This window comes from Pseudoxanthomonas sp. 134C1 (assembly GCF_057773065.1).
In genome coordinates this window covers 626,253-640,994 of the sequence record NZ_JBYMTH010000002.1, presented here as the reverse complement: position 1 = coordinate 640,994, position 14,742 = coordinate 626,253, and the positions used below count along the sequence as shown (strand labels likewise).

At 67.4% G+C, this 14,742-nt stretch carries 15 protein-coding genes; 7 read left to right on the top strand and 8 right to left on the bottom strand.

Annotated features, from left to right (window positions below):
- The first annotated feature begins 21 nt into the window (after positions 1-21).
- Entirely contained in the window at positions 22-1,293 is a 1,272-nt protein-coding gene (murA, locus tag AC3DEZ_RS06820) for a UDP-N-acetylglucosamine 1-carboxyvinyltransferase (RefSeq protein ID WP_488387535.1), read from the top strand.
- A gap of 10 nt (positions 1,294-1,303) precedes the next feature.
- A complete protein-coding gene (locus AC3DEZ_RS06815; RefSeq protein ID WP_488387534.1) occupies positions 1,304-1,624 on the top strand; it encodes an EF-hand domain-containing protein in 321 nt (106 codons plus the stop codon).
- Positions 1,625-1,674: 50 nt separating this feature from the next.
- Here AC3DEZ_RS06815 and AC3DEZ_RS06810 read toward each other — a convergent pair whose 3' ends face one another.
- Genes AC3DEZ_RS06810 through purM form a run of 5 tightly spaced genes read right to left on the bottom strand, consistent with a single transcriptional unit; the run spans position 1,675 to position 5,439 of the window.
- Positions 1,675-2,379: a DUF3108 domain-containing protein gene (locus AC3DEZ_RS06810; protein ID WP_488387533.1), complete on the bottom strand. Its 705-nt coding sequence runs from the start codon at positions 2,377-2,379 to the stop codon at positions 1,675-1,677.
- Positions 2,380-2,382: 3 nt separating this feature from the next.
- Complete coding sequence (locus AC3DEZ_RS06805) at positions 2,383-3,102, bottom strand: DUF3108 domain-containing protein (RefSeq protein ID WP_488387532.1); 720 nt, start codon at positions 3,100-3,102, stop codon at positions 2,383-2,385.
- On the bottom strand, positions 3,099-3,767 hold the full coding sequence (purN, locus tag AC3DEZ_RS06800; RefSeq protein WP_488387531.1) for a phosphoribosylglycinamide formyltransferase: 669 nt from the start codon (positions 3,765-3,767) through the stop codon (positions 3,099-3,101). The genes AC3DEZ_RS06805 and purN overlap by 4 nt, the downstream gene beginning before the upstream one ends.
- Positions 3,764-4,384: a DUF2238 domain-containing protein gene (locus AC3DEZ_RS06795; RefSeq protein WP_488387530.1), complete on the bottom strand. Its 621-nt coding sequence runs from the start codon at positions 4,382-4,384 to the stop codon at positions 3,764-3,766. Before AC3DEZ_RS06795 ends, purN begins: the two co-directional genes overlap by 4 nt.
- Positions 4,385-4,389: 5 nt before the next feature.
- The gene (gene purM, locus AC3DEZ_RS06790; protein WP_488387578.1) at positions 4,390-5,439 is read right to left on the bottom strand and encodes a phosphoribosylformylglycinamidine cyclo-ligase; all 1,050 of its coding nucleotides are present in this window, start codon (positions 5,437-5,439) and stop codon (positions 4,390-4,392) included.
- Positions 5,440-5,587: 148 nt separating this feature from the next.
- Between purM and AC3DEZ_RS06785 the strand changes: the two genes are divergently transcribed.
- From AC3DEZ_RS06785 to hda, 3 genes are read left to right on the top strand one after another with little or no spacing between them, the layout of a single operon-like run.
- On the top strand, positions 5,588-6,661 hold the full coding sequence (locus AC3DEZ_RS06785) for a DUF2066 domain-containing protein (protein WP_488387529.1): 1,074 nt from the start codon (positions 5,588-5,590) through the stop codon (positions 6,659-6,661).
- Positions 6,662-6,692: 31 nt separating this feature from the next.
- Positions 6,693-7,874 carry an AI-2E family transporter gene (locus tag AC3DEZ_RS06780; RefSeq protein WP_488387528.1) on the top strand — a complete coding sequence of 394 codons (1,182 nt, stop codon included), beginning with the start codon at positions 6,693-6,695 and terminating at the stop codon, positions 7,872-7,874.
- 28 nt (positions 7,875-7,902) lie between these two features.
- A complete protein-coding gene (hda, locus tag AC3DEZ_RS06775) occupies positions 7,903-8,595 on the top strand; it encodes a DnaA regulatory inactivator Hda (RefSeq protein ID WP_488387577.1) in 693 nt (230 codons plus the stop codon).
- A 169-nt stretch (positions 8,596-8,764) separates the two neighbouring features.
- On the opposite strand, the gene murU is transcribed toward hda, so the two are convergent.
- The gene (gene murU / locus AC3DEZ_RS06770) at positions 8,765-9,457 is read right to left on the bottom strand and encodes an N-acetylmuramate alpha-1-phosphate uridylyltransferase MurU (protein WP_488387527.1); all 693 of its coding nucleotides are present in this window, start codon (positions 9,455-9,457) and stop codon (positions 8,765-8,767) included.
- Complete coding sequence (locus AC3DEZ_RS06765; RefSeq protein ID WP_488387526.1) at positions 9,454-10,470, bottom strand: aminoglycoside phosphotransferase family protein; 1,017 nt, start codon at positions 10,468-10,470, stop codon at positions 9,454-9,456. Before AC3DEZ_RS06765 ends, murU begins: the two co-directional genes overlap by 4 nt.
- Positions 10,471-10,539: 69 nt before the next feature.
- Between AC3DEZ_RS06765 and AC3DEZ_RS06760 the strand changes: the two genes are divergently transcribed.
- Positions 10,540-11,946 carry a mannose-1-phosphate guanylyltransferase/mannose-6-phosphate isomerase gene (locus tag AC3DEZ_RS06760; protein ID WP_488387525.1) on the top strand — a complete coding sequence of 469 codons (1,407 nt, stop codon included), beginning with the start codon at positions 10,540-10,542 and terminating at the stop codon, positions 11,944-11,946.
- A gap of 3 nt (positions 11,947-11,949) precedes the next feature.
- Positions 11,950-13,548, top strand: a complete 1,599-nt coding sequence (locus AC3DEZ_RS06755; RefSeq protein WP_488387524.1) for a winged helix-turn-helix domain-containing protein — start codon at positions 11,950-11,952, stop codon at positions 13,546-13,548.
- On the opposite strand, the gene AC3DEZ_RS06750 is transcribed toward AC3DEZ_RS06755, so the two are convergent.
- A complete protein-coding gene (locus tag AC3DEZ_RS06750; protein ID WP_488387523.1) occupies positions 13,532-14,665 on the bottom strand; it encodes a serine hydrolase domain-containing protein in 1,134 nt (377 codons plus the stop codon). The genes AC3DEZ_RS06755 and AC3DEZ_RS06750 overlap by 17 nt on opposite strands.
- Positions 14,666-14,742 lie beyond the last annotated feature (77 nt).

Here is a 14,742-nt window from a genome sequence, read left to right as displayed (position 1 = left end):
CTTTTTCCATTCGAGTGATCCATGCAGAAAATCGTAGTGACCGGCGGCATCCCGCTCCAGGGTGAAGTCACCATCTCCGGCGCCAAGAACGCGGTGCTGCCGATTCTTTGCGCCACCCTGCTCGCCGACGCGCCCGTTGAAATCACCAACGTCCCGCATCTGCACGACGTGGTGACCACCATCAAATTGCTGGGCGAACTCGGCGCAGGCATCAGCATCGACGAGGGCACGCTGTCGCGCGGCAGCGGCATCATCGTCGACCCGCGCAGCGTCAATCAGCACGTGGCGCCGTATGAACTGGTCAAGACGATGCGCGCGTCGATCCTGGTGCTCGGTCCGCTGCTGGCGAAGTACGGCGCGGCCGAAGTGTCGCTGCCGGGCGGCTGCGCGATCGGATCGCGCCCGGTCGATCAGCACATCAAGGGCCTGCAGGCGCTGGGCGCGGACATCGTGGTCGAGAACGGCTACGTGAAGGCCAAGGCCAAGCGGCTCAAGGGCAACCGCTACGTGTTCGACATGGTCACCGTGACCGGCACCGAGAACGTGCTGATGGCGGCCACACTCGCCGAAGGCACCACGGTGCTCGAGAACGCGGCGATGGAGCCGGAGATCACCGATCTGGCGGACTGCCTGATCGCGCTGGGTGCGGACATCGAGGGCGCGGGCACCCCGCGCATCGTGGTGCGTGGTGTCGAGCGACTCAACGGCGGTCGCCATGCGGTGCTGCCTGACCGCATCGAGACCGGAACCTTCCTGGTGGCCGCGGCAATGACCGGCGGCCGCATCATCGCCCGCCGTGCCCGTGGCGACACCCTGGACGCGGTGCTGGACAAGCTGAGCGAGGCGGGCGCCTCCATCGAGACCACCGCCGACACCATCAGCCTGGACATGCAGGGCAGGCGCCCGCGCGCGGTCAGCCTGACCACCGCGCCGTACCCGGCGTTCCCGACCGACATGCAGGCGCAACTGATGGCGCTGAACTGCGTGGCCGAAGGCGTTGGCGTGATCAACGAGACCATCTTCGAAAACCGCTTCATGCACGTGAACGAGCTGCTGCGCCTGGGCGCGGACATCCGCGTGGAAGGGCATACGGCGATCGTGCGCGGTGTGGAGAAGCTCAGCGGCGCGCCGGTGATGGCGACGGATCTGCGCGCATCGGCCTCGTTGATCCTCGCCGGCCTGGTGGCCGGGGGCGATACCGTGATCGACCGCATCTATCATCTGGATCGCGGCTACGAGAACATCGAAGAGAAGCTGGGCGCGCTGGGCGCCCGCATCCGCCGGATTTCCTGAGCACGCCACGATGTCGACGACAAAGCGCGCACGTTTCTCGCCCCGGCGCAAGGCGCTGCTGGTGTTCTTCGCCCTGCTGCTGGCCGTGCTGGCCTATCTGCATTTCACCGGAGCAGCCGGCACCAGCGGTATTTCCAACAAGGACATGGACTGGAACGGCGACGGCAACGTCACCGAGCAGGAAATCATGCAGGCGTTCTACGCGGTGGTGGTGGAGAAGCACACCGAAGGCCGCCGCGAATGCCGCTCCTACACGTGGCGCAGTGACGGCAAATCGATCCGGGTGGATTGCCGGACCACGGTCGCCACCCGCGAAGAACCCGCGAAGTGAAGCGATGAAAAAAAGCCCGGCAATCGCCGGGCTTTTTTCGGTCCGCCGGATCAGCGCCAGGACTTGATGGTCAGGTCGATGGAATCCTGACCGTTCTCGCGCTGCAGGATGCGTGCCGGCACCGGCATGTCAGGCACCACCCAGACGATCATCTGCTTGTTGCCGTCGGTGCGGATGACCTTGGTGGCTTCCTGGGACTTGCCGGCCACGGTGATGCGCTCCTTGCCGGCCACCTGGTAGGTCATCGGCTTGGCGCGACCGTTCTCGACCATGCGATAGCGCAGCGGCTTGCCGGCGGCGACATCGCGCACGATCGCCAGGTTCACCAGCAGCGCATCCATGTCCCCCGGCTGCAGCTTCAGCGGGCCGGCTCGATCGGGCTTGATGTCGCCGCTCCAGGTGGCCTGCGACTTGCCCCAGTCGTAGACGGTGTCCACCGACTTCTTCTTGACCAGAATGCGCGAACTGTCGCTGCTGGACAGCGGGCGCAGGCGGCCGTTCTGCTCGTCGAACACGGTCTTCTGGCTCAGGTCGACCAGCTGGTTGCGGATGCTCAGGCTGTACTGCCAGCGGTTGTTGCCCTGGGGGGCGACGCTCATCTGGCCTTCGCCGAGCATGCCCAACGCACTGGCCTGATACTGGGCGGTGAATGCATCGACGGCCCAGGCAGGCGCGGTGGCCAGCGCCAGCAGGGCCGCCAGCGCGGGCAGGCGGAACATGCGGAAAGGAAGCAACGAGGCGATCTTCTTGTTCATGGCTTACGGTACTCCTTGGTACTCGATCAGGCGCAGATCCAGTTTGTCCTCGCCATCTTCCCGCTGGAGGATGCGGACCGGCGTCGGGACGCCCTGGGCCACCCAGAAAATGGTTTCGTCATTGCCGCCATTGGTGCGGTCCACACGCATGGCGTCGTAGCTGAGGTCGTCCACCGTGACGATTTCGGTCTGCGGCGCGACCGCGTACTGGTAGTCACGGGTTTTGCCGAAATCGACCACGCGGTAATGCAACTGGCGGCCGGGTTCGGCGTCGCGGATGACCGCCAGGTTGACCAGCAACGCGCTCATGTCGCCAGGCTGCAGCGGAACAGGCGCGCGCCGGTTCTTCTTCAGATCACCCTGCCAGCGGGCCGACAGGACGCTCCAATCATAGACGCCGACCACCTTCTTGCCGGTGAAAAGCGCGCTCTGGGTCGTGGCCTGGCTGAGCGGCCGGAATGCCTCGCCCGCGGTGTCGAACAGCGTGCTCTGCTGGATGTCCAACCCCGACAGGCGGGCCAGGCCGCGGGTTCCGCGCACGCCGAGATCGACTTGCCAGCGCCCGTCGCCCGGCACCTGCGCGACCTTCATCGTCGCGCTGCCCGCCAGCTTGCCGGCGCGATAGGCGTCGTAGGTGGCCACGAAAGGCTCCAGCGCCCATGTGGGCGCGCTGATCAGCAGCAGGGTGGCCAGCAGCATTGCGCGGGTCGGGAGCGGCGTCATGTCGCGATGGGGAGGGTCAGTTGACCGGCAGAATCTAGGGACAGAGGTTTTAATAAGGGCTGACCATCCAGCCAGACCACGTCTCCCTGTTCAGTGAGACGGCCGGAGATCACCAGCGCCACGGTGGTCGCCAGCAGGGCGTGCTCGCGGGGCAGCAGGCGGGCGGCCAGATCCTCGGGGGCATCACCCGGAAGCACCGGGATGGTGGCCTGGGCGATGACCGCGCCCGCGTCCAGTTCCGGCACTACCCAGTGCACGCTGACGCCATGCTCGCGGTCGCCCGCTTCCAGGGCCCGTGCGTGGGTATGCAGGCCCCGGTACCTGGGCAGCAGGGAAGGATGGATGTTGAGCAGGCGGCCACGGAAACGGGCGGTGAAGGCCTCTCCGAGGATGCGCATGTAGCCGGCGCAGATCACCCAGTCGGGGCGGACCGCGTCCACGGCGTCCGCCAGGGCCGCGTCGAAGTCCGCGCGATCCGGGAAGCGCCGCGCGTCCGCGCTCCAGCGCAGCGGTTCCGGTACGCGGGCCAGCGCGGGCGCCTTGGGCTTGTCGGAGAACACGCCGACGATCCGCGCGTCCAGCCGGCCGGCATCGATGGCGTCCAGCAGCGCCTGCAGATTGCTGCCGCGTCCGGAGACCAGGATGGCGATCCGATTCTTGTTCATGGTCGGCGTGGTTCCCGGCGCTCGCGCCGCATCAGCGGCCGCATCGCCAATGCGCCGAGGGTGGCCAGCAGCATGTCGGCGTGCGCGTCCCAGACATCCCCCTGCTGACCGTTGTAGGACTCGGCCGCCTCCGGCGACAGCGTCAGTGCGATGCCCCATTCCAGCCATTCGTACAACAGGCTGGTGCACATGATCAGCATCACCGCGATGGCGAAGCCCTGGCCAGCCGTCAGCGGCCAGCGCTGGCGCAGCCAGTGCCACACCGCCGGGGTGAAGCAGATGCCGTAGAGCAGATGGATGAGGCGATCGAAATGATTGCGGCGCCAGCCGAACAGTTCGCTCAGCGTCTGTCCGGTCAGCGCGCGCGCCCATTGATCGTACGGCACGTTGGAGTACAACCAGCGCGCACCGATGCAGTGCAGGGCGATGAAGACGCAGACGAGGGTGAAATGCGACGTGCGCATGGGCCAGCGTCGATCGTGCGCGAACAGCCAGATCAGGCCGACCACGGTCAGGCTGCTGTGCAACGTCTGCTCGAACGGCCAGCGCGGCGCGATCCAGCTGAGGGCGAAGATCGCCAACGCCGAGGCGAAGGCGACCCGTTTGCCGGACTGCATGGGGATCAGCCGATCGAAACGCGCTCGGCGTCGCCGGCCCTGGTCACTTCGCCGATGCGCCAGTTCGGCAGCTGCAGGCGGGCCAGGTCGGCTTCCACCGCGGCGACCTCGCCGGGCGCGACCACCAGCACGAAGCCGATGCCGCAGTTGAAGGTGCGCCACATTTCGCTGTTTTCCACCGCGCCTTCGCGCTGCAGCCAGTCGAATACCGGCGGCAAGGTCCAGGCGCTGGCATCGATGCGCAGGCCCAGGCCGTCCGGCACCACCCGGATGATGTTCTCGGTCAGGCCGCCACCGGTGATGTGCGCCATCGCGTGCATGTCGTGCGTCTTCAGCAGCTCCAGCACCGGTTTGACGTACAGGCGGGTCGGGGCCATCAAGGCATCGACCAGCTTGACCCCGCCGAGATCCAGATCACCGGGACGGCCGGCGCGATCGTAGATGCGGCGGATCAGCGAATAGCCATTGGAGTGCGGGCCGCTGGAGGCGATGCCGATCAGCAGATCGCCCGCGCGGACCTTGGCGCCGTCGAGCAGCTTCGACTTCTCCACCGCGCCGACGGTGAAGCCGGCCAGGTCGTACTCGCCTGGCGGGTACATGTCGGGCATCTCGGCGGTCTCGCCACCGATCAACGCGCAGCCGGACAATTCGCAGCCCTTGGCGATGCCGCCGACCACCGCGACCGTGGTCTCCACGTCCAGCTTGCCGGTGGCGAAGTAGTCGAGGAAGAACAGCGGTTCGGCGCCCTGCACCAATACATCGTTGACGCACATGCCGACCAGGTCGATGCCGATGGTGTCATGGCGGTTCAGCTGCTGGGCAAGCTTGAGCTTGGTGCCGACGCCATCGGTGCCGGAAACCAGCACGGGCTCCTTGTATTTGCCGGACAGATCGAACAGCGCGCCGAAACCACCCAGACCGCCCATCACCTCCGGGCGGAAGCTGCGCCGGACCAGCGGCTTGATGCGTTCGACCACCTCGTTGCCGGCGTCGATGTCGACCCCCGCTTCGCGGTAGGTCATCGGGGTGGGGGCGGGAGGCGTCGGCTGGGTCACGGCAATGGGTCGCAAGGGCAAGGCGCGTGATTTTAAAGGAATCCGCGCCCGGTTCGGACGTTCCCTGAACGGCCGGCGTTGGCGCTGGCGACTCATTCGGGCAACAATTCCCCCGATTTGCGGAGCACAGGGACGCTCGATGCGCTGGATGAGAGCTTTCGTATTCGCCGCGGCCACGCTGATGGCCGCCTCGTGGACGGTCACCCCGGCCCAGGCCCAGAGCGGGCTGCGCACCGAGGGGGACGTTGCCGCCGCGCGCGGCACCTACGAGGCCGAGGTGCCGGTGAACGGGCAGGGCGAGGCGGAACGCAACGGCGCGTTCGCGCGCGCGCTGGGCGTGGTGCTGGCCAAGATGTCCGGCGACCGGGCGGTGACCGGACGGCCCGGCGTGGGCCAGGAACTGCGCAACGCCCGCAATCTCGTCGACAGCTACGACTACCGCCAGGACCAGGGCACCTCGCCCAGCGGCGCCCCGACGTTCCGCACCACCCTGATCGTCCGATTCGATTCCGATGCCGTCGACGGCATGGCCGCGGTCCTGGGCCTGCCGGTCTGGCCGCAGCCACGCCCCAAGCCGGTGGTCTGGCTGGCCATCAACGATGGCAGTGGCCCGCGCCTGGTCGGCCTGTCGCAGGCCAATGCGGTGCGTCCGCTGCTCAGTCGCGCGCAGGACCGGGGCTACAGCCTCGGCCTGCCGGCCGGCAATGCGGCCGAACAGGCGCTGGTGGGGGCGATCTGGCGCCAGGACGCGGCGGCGGTGGCGCGCGCCTCGGCCCGCTACAACCCGCCGATGCAGTTGATCGGCAAGCTCTACCGGAACAAGGGCGGCTGGACCGCCGACTGGGTGTTCGTCGACGCCGGCAAGGTCCTGTCCACCTGGTCGACCAGCGATGTCGATGCGCGCCGGGCGATGGCCGGTGGCGCGGATGGCACCGCCGACGCGCTGGTCAAGCGTTACGCCAAGCGCGGCGCGGCCGGCCCGGCCGGAACCTACCGCGTGGTGTTCGCGGGCATCAACAGCACCGACGACTACCTGCGCCTGATGGGCCAACTGCAGAAGATGGCGGTGGTGCGGCGAATCACCCCCGTGCGCGCCAGTGGCGACACCCTGGAACTGGATCTGGAGCTGATTTCGGGCCTGTCCGGCTTCCGCCGCATGCTGGGCGAAGACAGTCCGCTGATCGGTGGCGAGGGCGAGCCGCCGGTGTTCCGCCTGAAGTAAATCCTCCCGTACCCACAGGACGTTCATTCGCATGGATCTTTCTTCCACTCCGGTCGGCACGCTGGCGAGGCGCTGGCAATGGCTGTTGATCGCCGCCATCGTCGGCTGGGTGATCTACCTGCTGGCGCCGGTGCTGACGCCGTTCGTCTGCGCGGCGCTGCTGGGGTGGCTGGGCGATCCCTGGGTGGATCGGCTGGAACGCACTGGCCGCTCGCGCACGACCTCGGTGGTGCTGGTGTTCACCCTGATGCTGCTGTTGCTGGTGCTGGCGCTGCTGATCCTGGTGCCGATGCTGGAACGGCAGATCGTGACGCTGGTGGAATCGCTACCGGAATACCGGGACTGGTTCGTGCAGCGCGCGCTGCCGTGGGTCGAACAGCACACCGGCCTGGAACTGGTGGCCTGGCTGGATCCGGACCGGATCATGGAATGGCTGCGCGGGCACTGGCAGCAGGCTGGCGGCGTGGCCGCGACGTTCTTCGGCTATCTGTCGCGTTCGGGCTTCGCGATGATGGCCTGGGTGGCCAACATCGTGCTGCTGCCGATCCTCACTTTCTACTTCCTGCGCGACTGGGACAAGCTGGTCGAGCGTGTGGCCGCGCTGATACCGCGCGATCACGTCGCCACCGTGGACCGGCTGGCGTTGGAATCCAACGACGTGCTGGGCGCGTTCCTGCGTGGACAGTTCCTGGTGATGCTGGCGCTTGGCGCCATCTACGCCATCGGCCTGTCGGTGGTGGGGCTCAAGCTGGGTCTGCTGATCGGCATCATCGCCGGCTTGATCAGCTTCGTCCCGTACCTGGGCACCGCCAGCGGCATCGTCCTGGGCGTGATCGCCGCGCTGGTCCAGACCGGCGGCGACTGGAGTCTGGTGGCGCTGGTGCTGGTGGTGTTCGTCATCGGGCAGATGCTGGAAGGCTACGTGCTCACGCCACGCATCGTCGGCGATCGCATCGGTCTGCACCCGGTGGCGGTGATCTTCGCGATCATGGCCGGCGGCCAGTTGTTCGGTTTTCTCGGGATGCTGTTGGCGCTGCCGGTGGCGGCGGTCGCCAATGTGCTGCTGCGCTATGCGCACGAGCGCTATACGCAGAGCAAGCTGTATGCCGGCGAGCATCCAACCATCCTGCTCGACTCCTATGTCGACAAGAGCACCCTGGACAGGGGCACGCAGGACGAGGGCGGCGACAAGTCGAACAGCGAAGGCCAGTGAAGTGAGTCGTCCTTCTTCTCCCGGCGGGCTGACGCCACAGCTGCCGCTGGCGCTGCGCTATCCGCCGGACCAGCGTTTCGAGAGTTTCGTCGGTGCGCCGGACGGCGCGCTGGCGCAGCTGCGCGCGCTGGCCGAGGGCACCTCCTCCGACTGGCTGTACCTGGTGGGGGCGCCGCGGACCGGCAAGACCCATCTCTCACTCGCCCTGTGCGCGCATGCCGAACAAAACGGCGCGCGCGCGGCGTTCCTTCCGATGGCGGCGGCGGTCGGGCGGCTGCGCGAAGCGCTGCAGTCGCTGGAAGGGCATGACGTGGTGGCGCTGGACGGACTGGATCTGATCGCGGGCAACCGCGAGGACGAAGTCGCGCTGTTCGACTTCCACAACCGCGCGCGCCCCGCCGGCATCCGCGTGCTGTACACCGCGCGCGACGTGCCCACGGAGATCGGACTGGTGCTGCCGGATCTGTGCTCGCGGCTGTCGCAGTGCACGCGGGTGATGCTGGTGCCGCTGGACGATGACGGGCGCCGCGAGGTGTTGCGCGAACGTGCGCAGCGGCGCGGCCTGGTGCTGGAGGACGCGGCCATCGACTGGCTGCTGACCCGCACCGATCGCGATCTCGGCCGCCTGGTGGCGGTGTTCGAGCAACTGGATCGGGCGTCGCTGGCGGCGCAACGGCGAATCACCGTGCCGTTTCTGCGCAGCGTGCTGGAGCCGCGCTGAGTCATCGCGCGCGGCGACGGACGGGTGTGATGATGCGCCGCCGTTCCATCCACTGGTGAAAAAACAGCCAACCGGCTTGACACGCCCGCCCCGTGGGGCGGTCCGTCACTTATCCACATCTTTGTCGGTTTTTCATCCACACCGATTGTGGACAACCCTTCATGCCGGCTCAGCCGCGCAGGGCCGCGTCCAGCTGCGCCAGCCGCTCCGGCGTGCCGACATCGGTCCAGCCTCCGCCCCAGTACTCGCCGTGGATGGCGCCCTCGGGCATGTGCGCGCGCAACAGGTGCACGAGCGCGAAGCGCGGCGGCATGCCGACCTGATCGCCAACGATCGCGTTCCAGTCGTCGAGCAGAGCGGGGCGGTAGACACCCAGGCCCGCATAGGTGAGGCGCCGTGCGCCATCGTCGCGGACCGTACCGTCGTCCTCCAGCGCGAAGTCGCCGTGGGTCTTGTGGGCGGGTGTATCCACCATGACGAGGTGCGCCAGTCCGTCCGGTTCGGCGGGCAGGCGGGTGAAGTCGTAGTCGGTCCAGACGTCGCCGTTGACCAGCAGGAAGGGCTCCTCGCCCAGCAGCGGCCGCGCGTGCAGCATGCCGCCGCCGGTTTCCAGCGGCGTCGGTCCTTCGTGCGACCAGTGCAGTCGCAGGCCCCAGCGTTCGCCATCACCCAGCATCTGCGGGAACTGTCCTGCCAGCCAGCTGATGTTGATCACCACATCGCGGATGCCCATCGCGGCGAGCTTTTCGAGGTGCCAGACGATCAGCGGTTTGCCACCCGCCTGCAACAGCGGCTTGGGCGTGTGATCGGTGAGCGGACGCATCCGCTCACCCAGGCCGGCGGCGAGGATGAGCGCTTTCATGCCGTCGGCTCCTTCGCCTGCATGGCGGGCTTGATGCGTTCGTCCAGCAATTGGCGCAGGTCCGCCAGCAGTGGGTGCCGGGGCAGCACCTCGTCAAGGAAGGTGATGAAACGCGGGGCGTCCGGCAGATAGCGCATCTTGCCGTCGCGGTAGTGGAGGCGGGCAAAGATGCCGAGGATTTTCAGGTGTCGCTGGATGCCCATCCAGTCGGCATCGCGCAGGAACACCGGCCAGGCGTCGGGCACCGGGATGCCGGCCTGCCGCGCCCGCGCGTGGTATTGCGCCAGCCAGCCGTCGACCCGTTCCAGCGGCCAGCTGAGGAAGGCGTCCTTGAACAGGCTGACCGGGTCATAGGCCACCGGTCCCCAGACGCAGTCCTGGAAATCCAGCACGGTCGGCAGGGGGCGTGTCGGCATCAGATTGCGCGGCATGTAGTCGCGGTGGGTCAGTACGCGCGCCTGCGCCAGCGCGTTGTCCATCAGGCGTCGCTGCGTCCGTTGCAGGCGTTCGCCTTCGCCGCAATCCAGGGTGATGCCCAGATGGCGGCCGAGGAACCATTCCTCGAACAGGCCCGCGTCCCGCTGCAGCAGCGCTTCGCCGAACTCGCCGGTACCTTCCGGCGGGGTGATTCCCTGCAGCTTGATCAGTTCGTCGATGGCCAGGTCGAACCAGCCATCCGCGCTGCCGGCGTCGATGCTCTGGGCCAGGGTCGGTCCACCCAGATCCTCCAGCAGCAGGAAGCCGGCCTCGACGTCGCGCGCGATGACCTGCGGCACGCGCACACCACCACCCGCGAGCAAATCGCGCGCCTTCAGCCAGGGGCGCACATCCTCCAGTCCCGGTGGGGAGTCCATCACGATCCGGCTGGGTTGCGCCCCTTGCGTGCGCCAGTAGCTGCGGAATCCGGCGTCGACCGAGGCCCGTTCCAGCGCCAGCGCGGGCATGCCCACGACGGTCCTTGCCCAGGCAAGGCGTTGCGCGGCGCGGGCATCTTCGTGGAGCTCGGTGGTCATGCGTTGTCCGGACAGGGGTGGTTGCGGGCTAAAGGGTAAACTGCCGTCCTCATTTCGTGCGAGAGACCCATGGCCGCACTCCAACCCGTCCTGCTCTCCGGTGGCTCCGGCACGCGCCTGTGGCCGCTGTCGCGCGAGGCTTACCCGAAGCAGTTCCTGCCGTTGGCCGGTGACCGGACGATGGTCCAGGACACCTGGCTGCGGATCGCGCCGCTGGCCGGTGCCCGGCCGATCGTGGTGGCCAACGAGGAGCACCGTTTCCTGGTCGCCGAACAGCTGCGCCAGATTGGCGCGCCCGCGCCGCACATCGTGCTGGAACCGGTGGGTCGCAATACCGCGCCGGCGATCGCCGCGGCGGCATTGCAGGCGATGGCGGAGGGTGACGACCCGGTGTTGCTGGTCCTGCCATCCGATCAGGTCGTCCGCGATGCAGAGGGTTTCCGGCGCGCCGTGCAAGCGGCGTTGCCGGCCGCCGAGGCGGGTGCGCTGCTGACTTTCGGTATCGTGCCCGATGCACCGGAAACCGGCTTCGGCTATATCCAGGCCGAAGCCGGCGAGGGCATGCGCAAGGTATCGCGCTTCGTCGAAAAACCGGATGCTTCCATCGCGCAGTCCTATCTCGATGCCGGTGGCTACTACTGGAACAGCGGCATGTTCCTGTTCCGCGCCAGCCGCTATCTGGATGAGCTGGAGCGATTCCGGCCCGACATCATCACCGCGGTACGCGCGGCCTTTGCGGGCGCCAACAGTGACGGCGATTTCGTACGCCTGGACAAGGAGGCTTTCGCGGCCAGCCCTTCCGATTCCATCGACTACGCGGTGATGGAAAGAACAAGCCATGCGATGGTGCTGCCGGTGGACATCGGCTGGAACGATGTCGGCAGCTGGTCCGCGTTGTGGGAAGTCGGACAGCGCGACGAGGATGGCAACGCCCACCACGGAGACGTCATCGCGGTCGACACCCGCAACAGCTATGCCTACGCACAACGCCTGGTCGCTCTGGTGGGGCTCGATGACATCGTGGTCGTGGAAACCGACGACGCCGTGCTGGTGGCGCGCAAGGATCGCGTGCAGGAAGTGAAACAGGTCGTCGCCCAGCTCAAGGACGGCCAGCGCAGCCAGGCGGTCCTGCATCGCGAAGTGCACCGGCCCTGGGGCAGTTACGATTCGGTGGACATGGGCGTGCGCCATCAGGTCAAGCGGATCAAGGTCAAACCGGGCGCAAAGCTGTCGCTGCAATCACACGCGCATCGGGCCGAACACTGGATCGTGGTCAAGGGCGTGGCGCGGGTTACCCGCGACAACGACGTCTTCGAGCTGTACGAGAACCAGTCCACCTACATCCCCATCGGGGCCAAGCATCGGTTGGAGAACCCCGGCAAGGAGCCGCTGGAATTGATCGAGGTGCAATCCGGCGACTATCTGGGTGAAGACGACATCGTCCGCTACTCGGATATCTACGGGCGCAGCGAGTAGGCGGTGAGCGACGCGGTGCGCTTCGGCCTGGATGATTTGACGATCGACCTGGAGCGCCAGCGCGTCGAACGTGATGGCGCTCCGCTCAACGTGGCCGGCCTCAGTTTCCAGTTGCTGCGCTACCTGCTGCTGCAGGGCAACCGGGTGGTGGGGTTCGACGAACTGATCGAACAGGTGTGGGCGCCGGCGATCGTCAACGAGGAAACCGTGACCCAGCGGGTCAAGCTGCTGCGGCAGGCATTGGGGGATGACGGACGGCAGCCGCGCTACCTGCGTTCGGTCCGAGGGCAGGGCTATCAGTTGTGCGCGCTGCCCAGGCCGCTGCCGGATGGAAGGGAAACCATCGACGCGCCACAGCCCATTCCACCTGCGCGCCGCGTGCCGGTTGTCTGGCTGTGGGGAACGGGCGTGCTGCTCGTTCTCGCCGCCGTGTTGTTCTGGGCATACCGAACATCGGGTGCGGGAACGACGGACCCGTCGGCTGCCCCGGCGCCCGTGGACGGTCTGGTCCAGCGCGCCGCCTATTACGCCGGCATTGGCCAGCGCGACAACAACGAGCGCGCCATCGGACTCTACCTGCGCGCCTTGCAGGAACGTCCAGGCGATATCGAAGCGCGGCTCGGCCTCAGCCGTGCCTACAGCGCGCGGGTCTGCCTGTTCAATTTCCCGCCCGAATGGGCGATGCGCGCGCAACAGCTGGCGGAGCAGGCCATCAAGGCACATCCGGAGCTGGCGTCGGCGCACGCCGCGCTCGGGTACGCACATGATTGCCGGGGTCGCATCGATGATGCGCTTGCGGGCTACGAGCATGCGGTGGCGCTGGATCCGGCGGCCGACAGTACCCGCGCCTCGGCGGCCTATCTGTATGATCGCAAAGGCCGTCTGGCCGACGCGTTGGTCGCCAATACATCGCTGCGGGGTGATCCGGCACGGGTGCGCTACCTGCAACTGCAGATCGCCAACAACCTGGATCTGCTCGGTTATCCGCAGGCCGCCGAAGCGCGCTATCGCCGCAGTTTTGAGCTGTATCCGGACAATGTGTTCTCCAATATCGCCTGGCCGCGCTACCTGTTCCGGCATGGCCGCCTGAGCGAAGCGCAGGCGGCGCTGGAGGAGGCGAAGAAGCGGGGCACCGCGCACGCCGACCTGCACCTGCTGGATGCGGAGCTGGCACGCCTGCGTGGCGACCGCGTCGCGGCCGCGCACGCCTACCGGGAAGCCGCGGCGCTGCGACCGCAGGCCAGCCTGCCGACCACGCTGGCGCGCATCGATGCCGGCAACGCGGACGCCGCCTGGGCGCGCGAGCGCGCCGAACGCCTGTCGATGGAACTGGTGGCCGGCGCCGGCTATCCCGCCGACTGGCTGGAGGTGGCATTGCTGCACGATGCCGCCGGTGACCGTGCCGCGGCGTTGACCGCCATCCAGCGGGCGGTCGACGGCGGCTACAACGATGCGGACTACCTGCGGGTTTCGCCTTTGTTCCGCGCGATGGCGACCGAACCCGCGTTCGTGCGCGGGCTCGATGCCATCAGCCGCCACAACGCCGATGAACGCGCGAAAGTGCCGGCGCCGTTGCTGGCGAAGCTCACGGCATCGCCGTGAGCAGGTAATCACCGAACATCCGTTGCGATTGCGGATGCACGTCGCGCTGGTTGTAGGAGGTGCGCGTGATCACCGCCACCAGTTTCAGCTCCGGCACCATGAACACGTAATTGCCGCCGTTGCCGGACATCGTCCAGGCAGGTTGTTCGCGCCCCTCCCGGGTGAAGCGGAAGCGCCAGAACTGGTAACCGTAGTCGGCATCCTCGCGTGCCTGCGCATGGACGGTCAGCACCTGATCCGTCCACCGGTCGGAGAGGATGCGCTTGCCCCGCCAGGTCCCGCCGTTGACGACCAACTGGCCGAGTTTGGCCAGATCCCGGCTGCGATAGCGGGTGCCGCCGCCGCCCATGCCGACGCCTTCGCTGGAACGGTTCCATTGCACCCGGGTGATGCCCAGGGGACCTTCCAGTGTTTCGGCGGCGAATTCCGGCAATGGCTTGCCGCTGGCTCGTTCCACCAGCGCGCCGAGCAGGAAGCTGCCGGCGGTGCAATAGGAGAACGTGCGGCCATGCGGACTCTGTTCCGGCCTCATCACCCACGGCGCATAGCCGCGCAAGGGCAGATCCAGGGCAAAGCGGGTCCAGTTCTCGCTGACGTACATGCGTTCCTCGTTGCCGGACGAGAACGGATTGTCGTCGTCGCAATCCCAGGCCGAGCTCATCGTCAGCAGATCCTCGACGGTGATCGCCTGCTTGCGCGCGCTGTCGTGCTGCCATGGTGCCAGGTCGCGGAAGTGGTCGTACACGCGCGCCCGCGCATCCGGAATCAGGCCGCGATCGATCGCCGCGCCGACCAGCAGCGCGGTCACGCTCTTGGTGGCCGAGCGGGTGTCGTTGAGCACGTCCGGGCCACCGCCATTGAAATAGCGTTCGTAGAGCAGGTGACCGTCCCGCGCCACCAGCACGCTGGTGACACCGGGGAAGTCGCCGCGGGCAATCGCGGCCTCCAGCGCGGCGAATCGTTCCAGTTTCCAGCCTTCACGACTGGCGTCGGCCACCTCCCAGCCATCGGAACGGGAGACGGGCGCCTGGTAGGCGGCCGGCGCCTGCGCGTGCGCGCGGGCAGGGGCGAGCAGGGCAACGCAGGACATCAGGATCAGGGGGCGCAGGCAACGCATCGTTCGGCTCCAGGGAAAGGAGCCGGGATTGCATGGCCTGTCCGGCTGAAGCGCCTGAAATCCGGATGAAGAATTAT

What these genes read in the sequence shown, in the direction of transcription:
- murA (WP_488387535.1), top strand. Translation starts at nt 22, where the DNA reads ATGCAGAAAATCGTAGTGACCGGCGGCATCCCGCTCCAGGGTGAAGTC.
- AC3DEZ_RS06815 (WP_488387534.1), top strand. Translation starts at nt 1,304, where the DNA reads ATGTCGACGACAAAGCGCGCACGTTTCTCGCCCCGGCGCAAGGCGCTG.
- AC3DEZ_RS06810 (WP_488387533.1), bottom strand. Translation starts at nt 2,379, where the DNA reads ATGAACAAGAAGATCGCCTCGTTGCTTCCTTTCCGCATGTTCCGCCTG.
- AC3DEZ_RS06805 (WP_488387532.1), bottom strand. Translation starts at nt 3,102, where the DNA reads ATGACGCCGCTCCCGACCCGCGCAATGCTGCTGGCCACCCTGCTGCTG.
- purN (WP_488387531.1), bottom strand. Translation starts at nt 3,767, where the DNA reads ATGAACAAGAATCGGATCGCCATCCTGGTCTCCGGACGCGGCAGCAAT.
- AC3DEZ_RS06795 (WP_488387530.1), bottom strand. Translation starts at nt 4,384, where the DNA reads ATGCAGTCCGGCAAACGGGTCGCCTTCGCCTCGGCGTTGGCGATCTTC.
- AC3DEZ_RS06785 (WP_488387529.1), top strand. Translation starts at nt 5,588, where the DNA reads ATGAGAGCTTTCGTATTCGCCGCGGCCACGCTGATGGCCGCCTCGTGG.
- AC3DEZ_RS06780 (WP_488387528.1), top strand. Translation starts at nt 6,693, where the DNA reads ATGGATCTTTCTTCCACTCCGGTCGGCACGCTGGCGAGGCGCTGGCAA.
- murU (WP_488387527.1), bottom strand. Translation starts at nt 9,457, where the DNA reads ATGAAAGCGCTCATCCTCGCCGCCGGCCTGGGTGAGCGGATGCGTCCG.
- AC3DEZ_RS06765 (WP_488387526.1), bottom strand. Translation starts at nt 10,470, where the DNA reads ATGACCACCGAGCTCCACGAAGATGCCCGCGCCGCGCAACGCCTTGCC.
- AC3DEZ_RS06760 (WP_488387525.1), top strand. Translation starts at nt 10,540, where the DNA reads ATGGCCGCACTCCAACCCGTCCTGCTCTCCGGTGGCTCCGGCACGCGC.
- AC3DEZ_RS06750 (WP_488387523.1), bottom strand. Translation starts at nt 14,665, where the DNA reads ATGCGTTGCCTGCGCCCCCTGATCCTGATGTCCTGCGTTGCCCTGCTC.